Source organism: Pedobacter sp. JY14-1 (assembly GCF_029269825.1).
Taxonomy (GTDB): Bacteria; Bacteroidota; Bacteroidia; order Sphingobacteriales; family Sphingobacteriaceae; genus Pedobacter.
Genome location: NZ_JARJHU010000002.1, coordinates 98,895 through 117,776 on the forward strand (window position 1 = coordinate 98,895; position 18,882 = coordinate 117,776).

An 18,882-nucleotide genomic window follows, 5' to 3' on the forward strand; every position below is an offset into this window, starting at 1 on the left:
AATGAGTTAGTCAGACAGACCCTTGCAGATCTCGCGTACCAATCCGGGACCTTCATAAATGAACCCGGTATAGATTTGTACCAGCGAGGCGCCTGCGGCAAGCTTGTCGCGAGCGTCTTTTGCAGAATGGATCCCGCCGACACCAATGATCGGAAAGGCTTTGCCGGATTTTTCGGAAAGGTACCTGATGACTTCGGTAGAACGCTGGGTGAGTGGTTTGCCGCTTAACCCACCGGTTTCTTCCTTAAGTTTGGGGGAAGAATAAAGCCCGTTACGGTCAATAGTGGTATTAGTTGCGATCACACCGGCAATCCTGGTCTGGAGCACGATCTCCACAATATCGTCCAGTTGTTCATGAGTAAGGTCCGGGGCAATTTTAAGCAGAATAGGCCTGGATATGCCATTTTTATGGTTCCGCTGCTGCAAAGTGTGCAGTAATTCCATCAAAGGCGCTTTTTCCTGAAGTGCGCGGAGGCCCGGGGTGTTGGGTGAGCTCACGTTGACCACAAAATAATCCACCACATCAAACAATGCATCAAAACACTTGATATAATCACTTGTTGCATCTTCGTTTGGTGTATTCTTGTTTTTGCCGATGTTGCCGCCGACAACAATACGCTTGTTTCTGGATTTGAGCAACCGCAGACGCTCGGCAAGTGTGTCCACCCCTTTGTTATTGAAACCCATCCGGTTGATCAGGGCACTGTCTGCAGGCAGACGGAACATACGGGGTTTGTCATTGCCCGGCTGAGGCAGGGGAGTGACCGTACCGACTTCAATAAACCCGAAACCCAGGTCACTGAGTGCTTCTATGTACTCGCCGTTTTTATCGAAGCCTGCTGCCAGACCGACAGGATTAGGAAACCTGATGCCGAAAACTTCTTTTTCCAGGCCACTTATGTTTACCCCGTAGCAGCTCCTGAGGATACGGCTGCCCATCGGAAAGTACTCGTGGAACCATTTCAGTCGCCTGACCACAAAGTGATGCACTTTTTCAGGTTCAAACTGGAAGAATATAGGCTTAATCAGACGGTACATGAGCGCGAAGATAGGAAAAAAACGTATTTTTGAGCCCAAATGATTTCAATAAACGACTTAACTTTTCTTATTGGTGCAAGGGCTTTGTATGATGAGGCGAACTGGCACATCAAACCGGGTGACCGGGCAGGACTGATCGGCGCAAACGGCACCGGCAAATCTACACTGCTGAAGATCATCGTAGGGGAATATGCGCCTACCTCGGGTACGGTTTCCATGTCAAAGGACCTGAAGATCGGTTATCTGAACCAGGACCTGCTTTCTTATGATTCTCACCACAGTATCCTGCATGTCGCAATGGAAGCCTTTGAACGGCAGAACCAGTTGCATGACGAGATCGAGGTGCTGCTGAAGAAAATTGAGACGGATTATTCGGAAGAAGTACTGAACAAGCTGAGTGACAAGCAGCAGGAGTTCGAAGCGCTGGACGGATACAATATCGAATACCGTGCGCATGAGATCCTTGCAGGTCTGGGTTTCAGCACTGAAGACCAGCAGCGCCCGCTGAATACTTTTTCAGGAGGCTGGAGGATGCGTGTCATGCTGGCAAAGATACTCTTGCAGACACCGGACATCCTGCTGCTGGACGAACCGACCAACCACATGGACCTTCCTTCCATTAAATGGCTGGAAACTTATCTGTCCGGTTTTGAAGGGGCAATCGTGATCGTATCGCATGACCGCTATTTCCTGGATAAGATCGTGAACAAGACGGTGGAGTCCAGGAAGGGCAAGCTGACGGTTTATGCCGGAAATTACAGTTTCTATCTGGAAGAGAAGGCATTGCGGGAAGAGATCCAGCGGGGAGAATTTAAAAACCAGCAGGCCAAGATCAAGCAGGAGGAGCGTCTGATCGAAAGGTTTAAGGCAAAGGCTTCCAAAGCGAAGATGGCACAGTCGAGGATGAAGGCGCTTGACCGTATGGAACGTGTGGATGATGTAGATGACGATAACCCGACAGTGAATTTCCAGTTTAAGTTTACCAAGCCTTCGGGAAGGCACGTGATCCGGATCGAGTCGGCGAGCAAAAGCTATCCGAACGTGGATATCCTAAAGGATGCGGAAGGTGTGATCGAGAAGGGCGATAAGATTGCGCTGATCGGTGCCAATGGTAAGGGTAAGTCTACTTTGCTGCGGATCATTGCCGGGACTGAGGACTTTTCGGGTACCTGTGTGACGGGCCATAACGTGACGCAGACTTTCTTTGCACAGCACCAGCTGGAGTCGCTGCACCTGGACAATTCCATACTTGAGGAATTGCAGGCTTTTGCGCCAAAGCATACAGATACAGAACTCAGGGGCATCTTAGGCTGTTTTCTGTTTACGGGAGATGATGTGTTCAAGAAGATCAGGGTACTTTCCGGGGGCGAGAAATCGCGCGTGGCACTTGCCAAGTCGCTGACCACGGATTCCAACTTCCTGATTCTGGACGAACCGACCAACCACCTGGATATCCAGTCGGTGAATATCCTGATCCAGGCTTTGCAACAATATGAGGGAACTTTCATTACGGTGTCGCACGACCGTTACTTCCTGGACAACGTAGCGAACAAGATATGGTTCATTGAGGACCAGAAGATCAAGGAATATCCGGGTACTTATGCTGAATACGAGGAATGGGCAGCGAAGCGTCCGCCTGCCAGGTCCTCTTCCATTCCGGTGAGACCGGATAAACAAGTAAAGAAAGAGGAAAAGCCAGCCCCGGTATCGGCCGCTTCCGGACAGAATCCCCAGCAGCAACTCAAGAAACTAAATGAGCAGCTGAAGAAGATCGAGACGGATATTGCCGGTTTTGAGGCGAACCTGAAGGAGATGGAGATGCTGCTGGCTGACGAAAATATTTATGCCGATGCACAGAAGCTGGCAGAAGCAAATAAGAAATACAATACAGCTAAGACGCAGCTGGATGCGGCACAGAAGGACTGGGAAGGCCTGGCCGGTGAAATTATGGAACTGGAAGCGCAATAACATGAGGAAAGCGGTCTGTCTGAAATTAAAATGGATATGCACCCTGATCGGGTTGCTGAGTCATGCCGCCGTTGCCAGACAGGCAGATTTTCAGTATGAGAACCGGGCCTACAGGGCTTCGATACAGACGGTGCAGTGCTATAATGTCCGGAACGAGCAGTCAATGCCGGTCATTGCGCTCAAGTCCGATGAACAGCTGCGGTTTTCCTTTGATGACCTGGAGGGGGGCAGTAAGGTATACTGGTATACAATTGAACATTGTACTTATGACTGGAAATCTTCAAGGCTGTCTGTACTCGATTATCTTGAAGGCATGCCTGAAGACCGGATCAATGATTTTAAATATTCTTTCGGAACCTTGCAGAAGTATACGCACTATGAACTGACATTGCCCAATGCACAGGTGAAACCTAAGATTTCGGGGAATTACCTGCTGAAGGTGTATGAAGAAGGAAACCAGCAGAAACCCGTGATTTCGCAACGTTTCTATGTTGCAGATCATGCGGTCAGTGTAGTAGCGGATGTAGTAGCCAGTCAGCAGGTAGCTTTGCGTTTCAGTAATCAGAAGGTAAATTTTACCTTGTTCCATCAGGCACCAATTGCCAATCCATCGCTGGATGTGAAGGTCGTGGTCATGCAGAACGGCGATCCGCAGACTGCGGTATTGAACACGCGGCCTCAGTTTGTGAAGCAGGGTTCGCTGGTTTATAACGAAATGAACAGTAATGATTTTCCCGGAGGGAGTGAATTCCGGAAGTTTGACATCCGCAGTGTGCGTTACAAAGCCCAGAACGTACGGGATATCGTCAGGGATACGGGTTTAAGCGTGATACTTTTCGACGATCCGAACACTTCCCGCGATCGTTACAGTAACGTGATAGATGAGGATGGAAGTTTTTTCATCCGGAACCAGGACGGGCGTGATGATGCCACGGAAAGCGATTACGCCAATGTTACATTCAGCCTGGATGCCGTGCCTCCGTCTGCTTCCGGGGACGCCTTTGTAGTGGGCCGGTTTAATAATTACGTACTGGATGAGCGCGCTAAAATGAATTTTGATCCTGCGCGCAAACGGTTCTCAGCAGTGGTCAAACTTAAGCAGGGGCTTTATGACTATAAATATGTCTGGCTGGACAAACAGATTGGCAAAGTGGATTTTACCGCCTTCGAAGGCTCACATTTTGAAACAGGCAACAATTACCAGGTTTTCGTATATTATAAACGCCCCGGTTCCAGGTGGGAAGAACTTGCGGGTTATGGTCAAGTGAATTCCCTGAAGAAATAAAGATGATATGAATTTGAAAGCAAAACACCCGCAGGAGTCTTATACTGTAATGAATGAGCTGGTATTGCCGAACGATACCAACACCCTGAATAACCTGATGGGTGGCCGGTTGCTGCACTGGATGGATATCGCCGCTGCGATCTCGGCGCAGAAGCATTGTAACCGCATTGTGGTGACGGCATCTGTGGACAACGTATCCTTTAAACAACCCGTGAAACTGGGAGATGTGATCACGATCGAGGCCAGGGTAACACGTGCCTTTAATACTTCCTGTGAGGTCCGGCTGGATGTTTGGGCACAAAATGTACCTTCAGGATCGAAGGTAAAATCTAATGAAGCTTACTATACATTCGTGGCCGTGGACCAGAGCGGCCGCACCATACCGGTCCCGGAACTGAAACCGGAGAGTCCTGAGGAAATCGAGCTTTACGACGGCGCCTTAAGGCGGAGACAATTGAGGCTCATCCTCAGTGGAAAAATGCTGCCAAACGATGCGCTCGAACTGAAGGCTTTGTTTAGCAGCTGAGGCCCGCGCCCCGTCAGCTGCCCATCTCCAGGATCTTGTCGAATTCGGCAGCTTTGAGCGGCATTACGGAAAGCCTTCCCTGGCGTATCAGGGAAATGTCCTTCAGGCTTTCCTCAGCTTTGATCTGCTCCAGGCTTACCGGGTTCTTTAAAGGTTCTACAGGCGCAAGATCCACTACAACCCAGTTCGGATCATCTGTAGTGGGGTCCTGATAAAATTCCTTCACGACTTTAGCAATACCCACTACATTCTTGCCTTCATTGCTATGATAAAATAAGACGAGATCGCCTTCCTTCATGTCCCGTAGGTTATTGCGTGCCTGGTAATTGCGCACACCATCCCAAAAGGTGCGGCCGTCTTTATTGAATTTTTCCCAGCTGTATTTGAATGGCTCTGACTTAACGAGCCAGTATTGCGTGTTACTCATGTTTGTGGATAGTTACTGCAAAAATAGCGAATCCCGAATAAAAAAAGCCCCGGATACCTGAGTACCGGGGCGTGCTATGTATTTTAATGACAGGATCTATGCCTGAGCAGTCAATTTAGCCAGAACAGCATTGTTTTTAGCCAGCTGATCTTTTGCAGACTGCTTTGAGCGGCTGCCCAGCTCAAGGTTGGTTGCCAATTTCAAATGTTTCACTTCCTGCTTCGCAAAAGTTTTGTTCCTTCTGTCTTTTCTTTTTAATCTGGTAACTGCCATGTCTTTTAATTTAATGTATTAAATCCTTGAGGTCGAAAGCGGATTCGAACCGCTGTAGGAGGTTTTGCAGACCTCTGCCTAGCCACTCGGCCATTCGACCCTGTTAAAATTCAGGCTGCAAAAATAGTAAATATTCGTTATGATGCAATTTATTTCTATAATTTTCTCACGCCCGTATGGAGATTCCTGTAGAGTTCGGAACAGAAGATGGCACCGGATACAGCCACGTTGAGTGACTCGGCTGCACCGGCCCCTGGTATCGTTACGGGATACCCGACGAGTCTGATGATCTCCTGGCTGATGCCCTGGCCTTCGCTGCCCAATACGACAAGGCCCTCATGTCCCCAATCGGTTTCGTAGATATTGTTCCCGTTTAGCAATGCGCCGAATACCGGAAGTTTGGAACTGCTGATGAGCCGGGCCAGATCGCAGTAGTGTACCCTGATCCGGCTCAGCGAACCCATTGTAGCCTGAACGACTTTGGGATTGTAAGCTTCAACGGTATCTGCCGAGCAGATGATCTGGTCAAAGCCGAACCAGTCTGCAGTCCGTATAATTGTCCCCAGGTTCCCGGGGTCTTGTACACCGTCGAGTACCAGCGTGAATTTCCCGTTCAGGCTTGACGGGTCCAGGTCGGGCACAGTCTCCTGCTCCCGGTGGCCAGGGATATGAACGAGTGCCAGAATGCCCTGAGGGGCCTGCAGTGTACTAATCTTATCAAGATCAGCGTTGTTTACTTCAAATAACTTTATATTTGCGGGCAATTTTTGCAGTGAAGACTGGAATTGGGGCAAATAGTAGATGCTGTGTACCTGATAGGATGACCGGATAAATTCTGAAATAGACTTTATACCTTCAATGATGAAGATCCCATGCGCTTTACGGTACTTTTTTTGATGTAGTGATTTAATAAAACCGACCTGAGATTTTGAAAGCATACCTGAATCCTGAAAACAATGTGCTATTTGCTGCAATATTACTATTTATTCTTGTTTTTGGCGCGGGTTGTTCTTCTACAAAATATATTGCCGATTACCAGTCGATCGTAAAAAAGGTCAGGATCGACAGCATTGACAACGCATTTGAGGAGGAAGCCTACAATTATATTCAGAAAGATATCCGCCCTGCCTCTGTTATCGGGATCAATGTGGTCATTTATAATATCTTTAATACCAAGGACGGTAAATACAAAACCAGTAACATTAAACCTTTGGGAACACCACCCCCCATACTCGACAGTACCCTGGTAGAGATATCGCGCAACCAGATCGAGAAGTTTTTAAAGAGCAAGGGATATTTCAATGCCGTGGTGAAATCGGAAATTACGATTAAAAAGAAGCGGGCAAAAGTGGTCTATACAGCCAGGCAGGGACAACCGTTTACCGTCAATAAACTGAATTTTGAAATTGCTGATCCTTCGGTCAAGGAACTTTATGTGTCCAGGAAACAGGAATTTACCCATCTGCGTGAAGGGGCACGTTTCGATGATGACTCCTTAAGCTATGAGCGGGACCAGTTGCAGCAGCTGATGCGTGAAAATGGTTATTTTGATTTCTCAAAGCCATATGTAAAGTATACTGTTGATTCCAACCTCAATGCCAACAAGGCGAACGTAACGCTGGTGGTAGACAATCCGGACGGAAAACCTGCACACGAACGCTATCATATCGGTGAAACCAAGGTGATCATTGCTCCTGATGCCGACGGTTTCAGGGACACGATCGTGCTGAACACCCGGGCTTTTAAGGATGTCAGGTATACGGATCTTTCCGGGAAGTTCAGACGGAACCCGATCGTGCGGTATAATTTTTTGTCTGCCCCGGAGCAATACGACGTCAGAAATGAAGAACTGACTTATGACCGGATGTATGAGCTGAATGTATTCAAGAACGTGAAAATTGAATATAGCAAGGCCGGGGACAGCAGTAAACTGGTGTTGCCGAGTATTTACCTGATCCCTCAGAAGATCATGAGCAACCGGGTGGAAGGTGAGGTGCCTTTCAATGGCGGAACTGTAGGCTTCAATTTGAGCAATACGTATTCGAACAATAACCTGTTCCGGGGTGCTGAAAGGTTTGAATTCCAGGTAAAGGGCGGGTTACAGTCAAGGATCGGCCAGGGGAGCGGACTGTTCAGCGACATTTATCAGCGTGACTTTTCCCTGAGCGCAAACCTCAGCGTCCCGAGGCTGATGCTGCCGCTGATCACGGCCAGACCGGGCAGGAGAGGCGGAATGCCGCATACCATATTCTCCACCAGCTATGTGTACGCATTGCAGAAAGAAGCCTTTCGCCGCCGGGTATTCCTGAACTCCGTAACCTATGAATTTGTGGAATCCAAGTCCAGGTATCACTCGGTTACGCCTTTCAACCTGGAATACCGTTTTGGTAACCTTCTGCTGGATACCAGTACGGTGTTTGGCAGGCAGCAATTCGAGGCCAACCGTTATACCATCAACCTGCTCGACAGAAGGAACATCACACTCGGTATAAAGTATGCCTATAGTCTGAATGCCAATCGCCTGCTGGAGAACAGCAGCTTTGTTTATATGCGGGCAAACATGGATATGGCAGGAAATATGCTCCAACTGGCGTCTAAGATTGGAGGTGCAGCCAGTAATCCTAAACAGGAAGATTATGCGACGTTGTTCGGATTGCCTTTCAACCAGTACCTCAGGCCTGAAGTGGACCTGAGGTGGTATAAGTATCTCGGCGGGGAAAGACAATTGGTGACAAGGTTAAACGCAGGTATCGGTTATGCCTATGGCAATTCTATCGTACTGCCCTTTGAAAAACTCTTCTTTGCGGGTGGCGCAAGCGGCGTGCGTGCATGGCAGGCACGGACACTCGGGCCCGGAAACTACAACCGGGGCCAGCGTATTGCCGATGAGAACAGCCGTAAGGCTTTTTATGGCCTTGATCAGCTGGGAGATATGCGCATTGAGGCGAACCTCGAATACCGGTATAAGCTGCTCAACCGTTTCTTTGGCGCAAAACTTAAGGGCGCGGTTTTCCTGGATGCAGGTAATATCTGGAATGCATCATCCAACAGCAGTGCCTACAGCGAGACTTATTTTGATGTCAAAAAACTGGGTAAGCAGATTGCCCTGGGTACGGGTATGGGCTTTCGGTATGATGTGCAGTATTTTGTGTTCCGTTTTGATATGGGACTGAAACTCAAGGACCCTCAGTTCAGCGGGAGTGACCAGTGGGTGATCAGCAAATTCCTGAGCGGGGGAAAGGCCTTCCGGGACGCTTATGACAAGGCCAATTCTCCCGACCGCTACCGGTTCCTCCAGTATAACTTTGGTATCGGTATGCCTTTCTAAGCAGAAAGACCTTTAGAAGACGGATTTCAGCCCGTCAAATATCGTTTCAAAGAAGGTAGCTACATCCAGACCATTGCTATGGTTGAAATAAAGCCATAAGATCAGTATGACGATGGCAGCAATGATCAGCTTCCGTATGGCAAATGCAAGGAAAATAACGATTGCCGGAAACAGAACAAGCCAGAGACTGCTGATCACAAAAGGGTTCAGGCCACCGTCGCTTTTATATACGTACAACAATTTACTGTGCGTACCCGAATCATTCTGATGCTTAATGTAAACAAAGGCAGAGCGTTCCAGTGGCATAGACAATACAGCCACACCATTGCTGAACCGGAGCTGCTGCGTAAAGCCGCTTATACTGAAGGTGTAGGTCCCATTGATATTCTCTACCGGGTTTTCAAGTGAATCGGCAGCAATAATGGCCAGTTTGCTGTTTTTCAGCAAGCTTTCTCTGACCAGGAAGTTGTCGATTGCAGTAGGTTGCCCAAAGCAGGCGGCCCCGGTAAGCAGTAAAATGGCCAGTAGCAGTCTTCTCATTCCGTAGCTCTTTTATTATAGATCAGGTAGCCCAAATGTAGCAAAATGCCATTTCTTTTTATGGGGTCGTCATAGCTATTGTAGCTGAGGCTTACCGGTCCCACAGGGGTATGGTATACCAGTCCCGCAGAAGCCGCATATTGCCAGGTACTTAAGGCTTTACGGTGATAAATTCCCTGTTGCCCTTCCCGGCCAAATTTACGGTAGGGGACAAAAGCATAAGCCTCTGCCCTGAATTCGAAGTTACGGCGAAGCTGGAATACATGCTTGATGCCGCCCGCCAGATAGCTTGTAGCCCTGAAATTTTCCAGGAAGATGGAACGGCTGTCCTGCAGCGGATAAAAAGCGGGAGCGGAGAGCAACGAAGCATAATAGGTAGAAAACAGCGGCTGATCGGATAAAACGGCTTCAGCCAGGTAACCCAGTGCGTATCTGCGCGTATGGAAAAAGTAGTTGTCATCGCTCACCCTGATGTTAAACCAATGCCGGTCATGATGCAGTGTGTTGCTGCCATCGTCCAGCGCCTGTGGGTTTCCGATGTTACCGGGGGTGTAATGCTCCCTTCCGGAGAAGTAATTGACGTTAAGCAGGAAGTTCCGTCCCCGGTTTGCATATTGTTTCCGGTTGAATGTATTCTGCTCAAAACTGAGGATAGTTCTTGAACCGCTGAAGCCCGTCTTATCCAGGATATCGCCCAATGTATAATTACTGTTAGGACTGTACCGGTTACTGGTACTGACGTAGGCCGTACCCAGAATGACCCTGGTGTTCCGGTTCAGTGGCATACCCAGTTTCAGCTCCGCTTTCCGGTCGGCCTGAAGGATATAGGTCGGATGGGGGTTTTCGATAAAGATAGAACTGGTATTGTAATAGTCAAAGTTGTTGTAGGTAAGCTCTCCGGCAAGGAAAAGGGGAAGCCGCGACGGAAAATCAATCCGGCCGTTGAGCTGGACCGACTCGTAAAAGCGCCCGGAATATAAATTGGCGCTGAAGGTATAAGACTTGCGGTTAAGGTAATGGTACTGGATGCCTACGAATACATTGCTGATCGGCCGGGTGGAGATGTTGCCCCCGAAATCGATCTTGAAGCTTTTTTCCGGACGGGCGGCAATCTCGAAATTATAGCTGTCGGAAACCGGGTTGTAAGTGATCCTGGGGTAAATGGTTTCAAAGGTCTCGTCAGCGACAAGTTTGTAGTACCCCTGCCGGATGTCTGAAAGGTTGAATACCTTTTTGTCCCGGTTGAACAGGCGTTCCACATATCGTTTCTGGTCTGCATTTACGCCGGTTACAGTTATCGAACTGAATTTCAGGTCCGGTTTCCGGTTGTTGAATTCGGTCCTGCGCCTGAGGAGTGCCCGGATGTCTTCCCGTCTTTTGATCTTTTCCCTGATCTGCGGCATTTCTGCCAGTGTAGCCTCATAACCCTGGCGGATCAGCTCCGCGACGTTGCTGAAATTCGTAGCGGAAAACCCGCTGAGTTCCGGTTGTATATAAACACCGTTTTTGCCGATCAGTGTAGAATCCGATTTGGCAAGCAGCATGAACATCATCAGGCGGTTCATGAGGCGGTCGTCTTCATTTCTGGGATATTCATTATAGGTTTTCGAACTGACGTTGGCACCAATAATGATGTCGGGGCTAAAGTCCTTTTTCATGACATCTGCCGGGAAGTTATTGTACAGTCCGCCGTCAAAGACATACTTGCCGTCCAGTTTGATCGGACGGTAGACCAGCGGTACGGTCATCGTGGCACGTACCGCTTCAGATAAGCTCCCTTTGGAAACCGTGATGCTCGCCTGGGAAAGCACGTCGGATACCATGCAGCGGAAGGGCACAAACAGGTTATCGAAATCATATTTGGCTGCGGCAGAGGCCTGCGAGAAGAGCTCCATCAACGCAAAATTGAGCGGAATGTCATTGACCAGGTTTGAACGGAAACTCATCCGGAGATTAGAGTCTACGGAAAGCTTGGCCGTCAGGATAGACGGGTTGGTGCTTTTTTTCTGGAAAAAGAAACTGTAGTCGCTGTTGTAGCGTCCGCTTACCCAGTCCTGAAACTCCTGGCTGACGGCGACCTTCTCTATTTGTGAAGGCGAATAGCCTGCGGCATACATGGCACCGATAATGCCACCCATGGATGTCCCGGTGATATAGTCTATCGGGATATTGTTCTCTTCAAGTGCCTTGATCACCCCGATATGCGACAGGCCCTTTGCCCCGCCGCCGCTAAGGACAAGGCCTACCTTCTGCGCGCATGCGTGATGCAGTGCGGGAAATAGCAGCAGGGCGACAAGTAGTTTTTTTAAAGCGACCACATTTAAAATTAGTAAATTTCAGGAAACCGGACTTGTTTTCTGAACATACTTAAATGACGGTACATTATGGATTCAGCGAATAAATGCTGTAGGTCAGGACCGAAGCAAAGCTTACCCAAAGGAAATAGGGGATAAACAGCAGGCCTGCCGTTTTGTCGACGCGGTAAAACAACCTGCCATTAATGACGATGACGGCCAGTAAAATCAGTATTTCAATAAAAGCCAGACCGGGCTGCTTTGCATAAAAGAAAATGAATGACCACATCAGGTTTAACAGCAGTTGTATAAAGTAGACGGAAAGCGTGCGTGGGAAATGGGCGATCGTCCTTCTTCGTTGCCAGACCCGGTAGGCGGAAATGCCGATCAGCAGATAAAGCACTGTCCATACCGGGCCAAACAGCGTATTTGGTGGGTTAAAAGCAGGCTTGGTCAGTGTGGGGTACCAGGTATCGACCGAGTGAGCGGTAAAAAATGCGCCACCTGCACCAATAGCCAAAGGTATGATCAGGTTGACGACAAAAGCGGGGAAATTAAACTTCATTTATTCAGGGTTCAGTAATCTCAGGCCCCAGTCCCGCAATAAATGTACCTAATGCAGTAAAAGTTTGTAACTTCATCTTATGTCAAGAATTTTACTTCTCCTTTTGTGCCTTTTCAGTCTCAGCGTGTCAGGGCAATTGAAATCCCGTTCGAATGATCCGGGGCCCGCAGCTTCAAGTATCGTCCGTTACCTGTCGGGAACAGGCGCCGATCATACCGTATCCTGGGATTTTTATTGCACAGGGGGCATGGGTAGCGGAAAGTGGACCAAAATACAGGTGCCGTCCTGCTGGGAACAGCAAGGCTTCGGTGAATACAATTACGGACATATGCCACTGGACAAGCGTGTCAATGAGGAAGGACACTATAAATATGCGTTCAATTTAAACCCTGATTGGAAAGGACGGCATGTGAGGCTTGTGTTTGAAGGCGTACTTACAGATTGCGAAGTTAAGCTGAACGGCAAGCCTGCAGGCAGGCATCAGGGTGGGTTCTACGAGTTTGACCTTGATGTTTCTGGTTTGCTCCGTTATGACGCGGTAAACCAGCTCGAGGTGAACGTCAAAAAACGCTCGGATAACAAATCGGTCAACCAGGCGGAACTGGAAGCAGATTTCTGGAATTTCGGTGGTATCTTCCGGCCGGTATACCTTCAGGCTGACCCTGCCGAATACATAGACCATGTAGCGGTCGACGCACGTGCGGACGGTACATTTTTTGCCGATGTGACCACTTCAGACCGGCGCGCTGCGGCCAGGATACAGGTGGAGATCAGGGACATGCAGGGCCGGCAGATCGCGGTGTCCGGCAAAGCGCCCGGCAGCAGTCCGACCACAAGGATCTCTGGGAAGGCCCCTTCGGTAAAAACATGGTCCCCTGAGTTTCCCAACCGTTATGTCGCTGTAACGAGCCTGCTGGGTGTAAACGGAAAACTGATCCACCAGGTGCGCCATAAGATTGGTTTCAGAACGGTAGAGGTCAGGGCCGAGGATGGCATTTATGTAAATGGGGTGAAGATCAAGTTCAAGGGAGTCAATGCGCATACCTTCCATCCGGATTACGGAAGGACCTCATCTGAAAAGATGAGTGTTGAAACCGTAAACCTCATCAAGGATATGAACATGAATGCAGTAAGGTTCTCGCATTACCCCCATGATAAGCATTTCCTTAATGCCTGCGATTCGCTCGGGCTGTTTGTACTGGACGAGCTGACCGGCTGGCAGGCCCCGAGTTACGACGATACCATCGGGCGTAAACTAGTAAGGGAGCTGATCCGGCGGGACGTAAATGCGCCGTCTGTGGTTTTCTGGGACAATGGCAATGAGGGCGGTTGGAACTATGGTTATGACCACGAATTCGGAGAACTGGATATTCAGAAGCGCGAGGTTTTGCATCCCTGGGAGACTTTCGGCAAAACCAATACCGCGCATTACATCACCTATGATTACCTGTCTATGCAGAATTTTGCATCACGCCAGATATTCTTCCCCACGGAGTTTCTTCACGGGCTCTATGACGGCGGACTTGGTGCAGGGCTTGAAGATTACTGGGAAAAGATGTGGGCACAGCCGCTTTGTGCCGGAGGTTTCCTCTGGGTGCTCGCAGACGAGATGGTAAAGCGGACAGATTCCAAAGAACTGGATGGGGATGGCAACCATGCCCCGGACGGAATCGTCGGTCCTTATCATGAAAGAGAGGGAAGTTTTTATACGATCCGGGAGATCTGGTCACCCGTGTATATCGGCGACAAATACATTACGCCCGCATTTGATGGAAATTTCCCGGTAGAGAACCGCTTCCACTACACCCGCTTCGGACAATGTAAGTTCAGCTACAGGTGGCTCAGGCTGCCGGCCCCGGGCGGAGGCGTCAGCAAGACCATTGCCTCGGGCGTCCCGCAACTGGGTGATCTGGGACCAACGGAACGAGGTAACCTGAAGGTTGGGCTTCCCGCAGGATGGCAGCAGGCAGATGTGCTCGAAATCACTGCGACCGACCCCCATGGCCGGTTGGTCTGTATCCGCAGTTTCCCGGTCAGAACGCCTTCAAATGTGACGACTGATGCCCTAAAGGCTGTAAATCCGGTAGCTGTGGTGAGCTTTTCGGAAGGGAATGGTTATGAATTCAGTGTAGGCGAGATCAGGATCCATATCGATAAAACAAACGGCATGCTGAGATCTGTGAGTAATCGTAAGGGACAACTGCCGTTGCAAAACGGGCCTGTACTGGCCTCTGGTAGCTATACGGTCAGTGGCGTCCGGCATGAAGAAAAGGAAGGCATTCACCAGGTTGTGGTAGATTATGAAAAAAACCGCATGCAGGCGGTATGGACCATACGCCCCGACGGGCTGGTGGAGCTTCAGGTAAAATATCAGCCTAAAGGTTCTGGTACTTTTGCCGGTCTGGAATTCAGTCTTCCTGAAAAGGAAGTGGAAGGTGTGCGCTGGATGGGCGATGGACCCTATCGTGTCTGGAAGAACCGTTTGCGCGGTGTCAATTTCAATATCTGGGAAAAAGCCTACAACAATACCGTAACCGGTCATTCGGGTTTTGTTTACCCGGAATTTAAGGGTTACCACGCCAACCTTTACTGGGCAAAGCTGCTGCTGAAAGGCGGCCAGTCCTTCACGGTCTATAACCGCACGCCGGACGTGTTTCTGAAGCTCTTTAACCCCGGTGAGGCACCGGGGCCTGAAAACTCTGTAATTGCGAACCCGCCAGGCGACCTCTCCTTTATGCATGCAATCCCCGCCATCGGAAACAAGTTCAGCAAGCCTGACGCCCTGGGGCCGCGGTCTGCTCCTTACAGTTTCGACAGCAAGCGTGTACCCGGCGGTTATCTGAAGCTGGACCTGGTGTTTGACTTCTCCGGAAAATGAGGAAGGAAATGCCGTTAGAAGATATACTGAACCATATTTACAGGCTGGAGGAAGCGCCGCTGACGATGCTTTGTGAAAAGATGGAGCAAGTGTCCCTGCCAAAGGGACATCTTCTTTTTCATGCCGGAAAGGTGGAGCGCTGGGTATATTTCATCAAAAAGGGAATGGCCAGGGCTTATGCCAGCACCCCGGAAAGGGAAGTGACCTTCTGGTTTGGCCGTGAGGGCGACCCCGTTATCTCGATGAGGAGTTATGTAGAGGAAAAGCCTGGTTATGAAGATGTGGTGCTGCTCGAAGACAGCATACTCTATAAAATAGGGACAGCGGAGCTGCAACAGCTCTACGGGTTAAACCTCCAGATAGCCAACTGGGGCCGTAAATTTGCTGAGCAAGAACTCATGAAGACGGAGCAGCGGTTTATAGGCAGACAGTTCCGGACTGCTGCGGAATGTTATGCAGACCTGGTCTCACAGAACCCCGACCTGCTCAAGCGTGTACAACTGGGCCATATCGCTTCCTATCTGGGCATCAGCCAGGTCAGTCTGAGCCGCATCCGGGGAGAGGTCAGGTAGCAGGATATTTTTTAACATTTGTAAAAACTCATTTATCCGGGGCTTCCGATCTTTGTGGTATAATCATTAAACAATGAATTGGATAATTTTAGTGATCGCCGGGCTATTTGAGGTGGCATTTACCTCCTGTCTTGGCAAGGCAAAAACAACAACAGGTAACGAAGCCTACTGGTGGTATGCGGCATTTGCACTGACCTGCGGCACGAGCATGTTCCTGCTGATTAAAAGTACGGAAACCCTTCCGCTGGGCACGGCTTATGCGGTCTGGACCGGGATTGGCGCGGTAGGTACGGTATTGATGGGGATCTTCTTTTTTCATGACCCGGCAACTTTCTGGAGAATGTTCTTTATTGCTACGCTCATTATGTCGATCGTAGGCCTCAAACTGGTGTCTGCACATTAATTGCAGGACAGTGCATGATGCCAAATTCAAAAATATTGCGGATAATCGTAGGACCCGAATAAACCAATTATGAATTTGACATCCTTAAAGGGCGCAGCCATGCTGATGCTCGCCTTTAACTTTACTGTTTCTGCACAAAAACTAAGTGTCACAGACCTTCAGGTCGAGCACCAGGTCAATCCGCTGACGGTTGAACCCTCGGTTCCGCGCCTGAGCTGGAAACTGAGTTCGACTGAAAAAAATACCCTGCAGACCGCTTATGAGATCAGGGTCGGCAGTGACGCGAAGGCGCTGGGTTCGGGAAAGGAACTGGTATGGAAGGGCGAAAAGCGCACAGACCGTTCGGTCCTGGTCCCCTATGAGGGTGCAGCACTGAAACCCGGCCAGCGCTACTACTGGCAGGTACGTGTAAAGGATAACCATGGCCATACCTCTGCATGGAGCACGGTACAATACTGGCAAATGGGCCTGAAACCAGCAGACTGGAAAGCGCAATGGATCGCCGTTCCGGGCAAGGATACGGCTGCTGCCAGCCCGATGTTCAGAAAGGAAGTGACCATCAGCAAAACGATCAGGTCTGCGACAGCCTATATCACCGCCAGGGGCGTTTATGAAGCCTATATTAACGGTACACGTATAGGTGATGCTTACTTCGCGCCGGGCTGGACGAGTTATAAGGACCATTTGCAGTACCAGGGCTACGATATTACCGCCCAGCTCAGAAAGGGCAGTAACGTGATTGGTGCAATGCTTGGCGATGGCTGGTACAAAGGCAGGATCGGGTTTAACTATCAGAAGGCATTTTACGGAGATACCAGGGCATTGCTGCTCCAGGTTACGGTAACCTATACAGACGGGAGTACGGAAGTACTCGGAACCGACGGCACCTGGAAAACCGCATACGGACCCGTGCTGTCCTCCAATATGTATGATGGCGACACTTATGACGCCCGCAGGGAAAAAAGCGGCTGGACGGCGCCGGCTTACGGGGAGGATGCCTCATGGACGGCAGCCCGTACGGCGGATTTCGGGTATGACCAGCTGGTGGGCATGAGCGGCCCCGTGGTGAAAAAACACGAGCGGTTCAAGGCCCTGAAGATTTTTAAGACCCCACAAGGTGACCTGGTGGCCGATTTTGGGCAGAACCTGGTCGGTTGGGTCGAACTGAAGGCCGGGGGACCAAAGGATACCCGGATTGTGGTGAGCCATGCAGAAGTGCTGGATAAGGCGGGTAATTTCTATACCGAAAACCTGCGTTCCGCCAAACAGCAGAATACTTATCTCCTGAAGGGAGGAGAAGCACAGGTCTTTTCACCGCATTTCAGTTTCCAGGGTTTCCGGTATGTAAAAATTGAAGGGTATCCGCAGGAGCTCAAACCGGAGGACCTGACGGCAGTTGCGCTTTATTCCAATATGGCACCCACCGGCGAATTCAAAACTTCCAATGCCTTGCTGAACCAGTTGCAGCACAACATCCAGTGGGGACAGAAGGGCAATTTTGTCGATGTGCCTACAGATTGCCCGCAGCGGGACGAGCGCCTTGGCTGGACGGGGGATGCACAGGCTTTCTACAATACTGCGGCCTATAACATGGACGTGAGCGGCTTTTTTACCAAGTGGCTTAAGGATGTAAAGGCAGATCAGCATCAGAACGGCAGCATTCCATTTGTCATACCCGATGTGCTGACGCCAAACGACGCGGGGGCGACAGGCTGGGCCGATGTGGGCACGATTATACCCTGGGGATTGTATGTAGCCTATGGCGATACGCGCATTCTGGAAAACCAGTATGAAAGCATGAAGGCCTGGGTGGGCTTTATGACCTCAAAGTCCAGGCAAAATCTCTGGAATACCGGCTTCCATTTTGGCGACTGGTTGTTTTACCGTCCGGATGACGACAATGATGGAAGGGCAGCGGTAACGGATAAATACATGATTGCCCAGTGCTTCTATGCACATTCAGTGCAGTTGCTGATCAATTCGGCAAGGGTATTGGGCAAAACAGAGGACGTCAGCAAATACACCGCGCTGCTGGCCGACCTCAAATCGGCTTATGTGAAAGAATATATGACACCTTCGGGCAGGCTCGTTTCGTCTACCCAGACTGCTTATGTCCTGGCGCTGCAGTTTGACATGCTCCCCGAAACGCTCAGGACCCAGGCTGCCGACCGGCTGGTGGAAAATATCAGGAGCTATGGCAACCACCTGACCACAGGTTTCCTGGGAACGCCTTATCTGTGCCATGTGCTGACCAGGTTCGGGCACAACAATGTGGCGTATGACCTGCTGATGCAGGAAAGCTATCCTTCCTGGCTTTACCCGGTGAAAATGGGTGCCACGACCATATGGGAACGCTGGGACGGGATCAAACCTGACGGAAGCTTCCAGACACCGGGCATGAACTCTTATAACCATTATGCCTATGGTGCCATTGGCGACTGGATGTACCGCAATGTGGCGGGGATCAATCCCGCTGAGGATGCAGCAGGCTATAAAAAAATAAGGATAGAACCCAGGCCTGGAGGCAAGATCAGCAACGCTTCCGGAAGTCTGGAAACGCCTTATGGAAGGCTGTCTTCGTCCTGGACGATAGAAGGCGGCTTATTTAAGCTGGATGTCGTGATACCTGCCAATACTACTGCAACGGTAATTTTACCCGGCCCGCAGTTGAAGCAGGGCCAGGAAACCACCAATAAAACCGAAATTGGCTCGGGCAGCTATCATTTTGAATGTAGGGTAGCCCCGTCAGCCGGCCGGTAGCCGGACTTGAACACTTGAAGAATAC

Annotated in this window: 15 protein-coding genes and 1 tRNA gene; 8 read left to right on the forward strand and 8 right to left on the reverse strand. The window is 49.9% G+C overall.

The genetic code is table 11. The annotated features are described in order from the left end of the window. Positions 1–6 precede the first annotated feature (6 nt). On the reverse strand, positions 7–1,038 hold the full coding sequence (locus P2W84_RS05480) for a quinone-dependent dihydroorotate dehydrogenase (protein ID WP_276089112.1): 1,032 nt from the start codon (positions 1,036–1,038) through the stop codon (positions 7–9). Between the two features lie 39 nt (positions 1,039–1,077). Here P2W84_RS05480 and P2W84_RS05485 point away from each other — a divergent pair, with 39 nt between their 5' ends. Genes P2W84_RS05485 through P2W84_RS05495 form a run of 3 tightly spaced genes read left to right on the forward strand, consistent with a single transcriptional unit; the run spans position 1,078 to position 4,817 of the window. Further along, positions 1,078–3,006 carry an ABC-F family ATP-binding cassette domain-containing protein gene (locus tag P2W84_RS05485; RefSeq protein WP_276089113.1) on the forward strand — a complete coding sequence of 643 codons (1,929 nt, stop codon included), beginning with the start codon at positions 1,078–1,080 and terminating at the stop codon, positions 3,004–3,006. Next, on the forward strand, positions 2,945–4,291 hold the full coding sequence (locus P2W84_RS05490) for a type IX secretion system plug protein domain-containing protein (RefSeq protein WP_276089114.1): 1,347 nt from the start codon (positions 2,945–2,947) through the stop codon (positions 4,289–4,291). Before P2W84_RS05485 ends, P2W84_RS05490 begins: the two co-directional genes overlap by 62 nt. Positions 4,292–4,298: 7 nt before the next feature. Then, complete coding sequence (locus P2W84_RS05495) at positions 4,299–4,817, forward strand: acyl-CoA thioesterase (RefSeq protein ID WP_276089115.1); 519 nt, start codon at positions 4,299–4,301, stop codon at positions 4,815–4,817. A 13-nt stretch (positions 4,818–4,830) separates the two neighbouring features. Here P2W84_RS05495 and P2W84_RS05500 read toward each other — a convergent pair whose 3' ends face one another. The 4 genes from P2W84_RS05500 to P2W84_RS05515 all read right to left on the reverse strand — a co-directional run bounded on the left by P2W84_RS05500 (position 4,831) and on the right by P2W84_RS05515 (position 6,455). Then, positions 4,831–5,244, reverse strand: a complete 414-nt coding sequence (locus tag P2W84_RS05500; RefSeq protein WP_276089116.1) for an EVE domain-containing protein — start codon at positions 5,242–5,244, stop codon at positions 4,831–4,833. Between the two features lie 96 nt (positions 5,245–5,340). Next, positions 5,341–5,517, reverse strand: coding sequence for a spore protein (locus tag P2W84_RS05505; protein WP_276089117.1), 177 nt, complete (start codon positions 5,515–5,517; stop codon positions 5,341–5,343). A 29-nt stretch (positions 5,518–5,546) separates the two neighbouring features. After that, a tRNA-Cys gene (locus tag P2W84_RS05510) sits at positions 5,547–5,617 on the reverse strand. Positions 5,618–5,672: 55 nt separating this feature from the next. Continuing rightward, positions 5,673–6,455 (reverse strand): RNA methyltransferase, encoded by a 783-nt coding sequence (locus P2W84_RS05515; RefSeq protein WP_276089118.1) that lies wholly within the window; start codon positions 6,453–6,455, stop codon positions 5,673–5,675. Between P2W84_RS05515 and P2W84_RS05520 the strand changes: the two genes are divergently transcribed. Further along, entirely contained in the window at positions 6,446–8,845 is a 2,400-nt protein-coding gene (locus P2W84_RS05520; protein ID WP_276089119.1) for a BamA/TamA family outer membrane protein, read from the forward strand. The genes P2W84_RS05515 and P2W84_RS05520 overlap by 10 nt on opposite strands. A 12-nt stretch (positions 8,846–8,857) precedes the next feature. On the opposite strand, the gene P2W84_RS05525 is transcribed toward P2W84_RS05520, so the two are convergent. From P2W84_RS05525 to P2W84_RS05535, 3 genes are all read right to left on the reverse strand, one after another. Continuing rightward, on the reverse strand, positions 8,858–9,385 hold the full coding sequence (locus P2W84_RS05525) for a hypothetical protein (RefSeq protein WP_276089120.1): 528 nt from the start codon (positions 9,383–9,385) through the stop codon (positions 8,858–8,860). Further along, on the reverse strand, positions 9,382–11,703 hold the full coding sequence (locus tag P2W84_RS05530; protein WP_276089121.1) for a patatin-like phospholipase family protein: 2,322 nt from the start codon (positions 11,701–11,703) through the stop codon (positions 9,382–9,384). Before P2W84_RS05530 ends, P2W84_RS05525 begins: the two co-directional genes overlap by 4 nt. 64 nt (positions 11,704–11,767) lie before the next feature. After that, complete coding sequence (locus P2W84_RS05535) at positions 11,768–12,244, reverse strand: TspO/MBR family protein (RefSeq protein WP_276089122.1); 477 nt, start codon at positions 12,242–12,244, stop codon at positions 11,768–11,770. Positions 12,245–12,323: 79 nt separating this feature from the next. Here P2W84_RS05535 and P2W84_RS05540 point away from each other — a divergent pair, with 79 nt between their 5' ends. The 4 genes from P2W84_RS05540 (at position 12,324) to P2W84_RS05555 (ending at position 18,857) form a co-directional block, all read left to right on the forward strand. Continuing rightward, on the forward strand, positions 12,324–15,122 hold the full coding sequence (locus P2W84_RS05540) for a glycoside hydrolase family 2 TIM barrel-domain containing protein (RefSeq protein WP_276089123.1): 2,799 nt from the start codon (positions 12,324–12,326) through the stop codon (positions 15,120–15,122). Further along, positions 15,119–15,694, forward strand: a complete 576-nt coding sequence (locus P2W84_RS05545) for a Crp/Fnr family transcriptional regulator (protein ID WP_276089124.1) — start codon at positions 15,119–15,121, stop codon at positions 15,692–15,694. Before P2W84_RS05540 ends, P2W84_RS05545 begins: the two co-directional genes overlap by 4 nt. Positions 15,695–15,767: 73 nt before the next feature. Beyond that, positions 15,768–16,097: a multidrug efflux SMR transporter gene (locus P2W84_RS05550; RefSeq protein WP_276089125.1), complete on the forward strand. Its 330-nt coding sequence runs from the start codon at positions 15,768–15,770 to the stop codon at positions 16,095–16,097. A gap of 69 nt (positions 16,098–16,166) precedes the next feature. Beyond that, a complete protein-coding gene (locus P2W84_RS05555; RefSeq protein WP_276089126.1) occupies positions 16,167–18,857 on the forward strand; it encodes a glycoside hydrolase family 78 protein in 2,691 nt (896 codons plus the stop codon). The last annotated feature ends 25 nt before the right edge of the window (positions 18,858–18,882 follow it).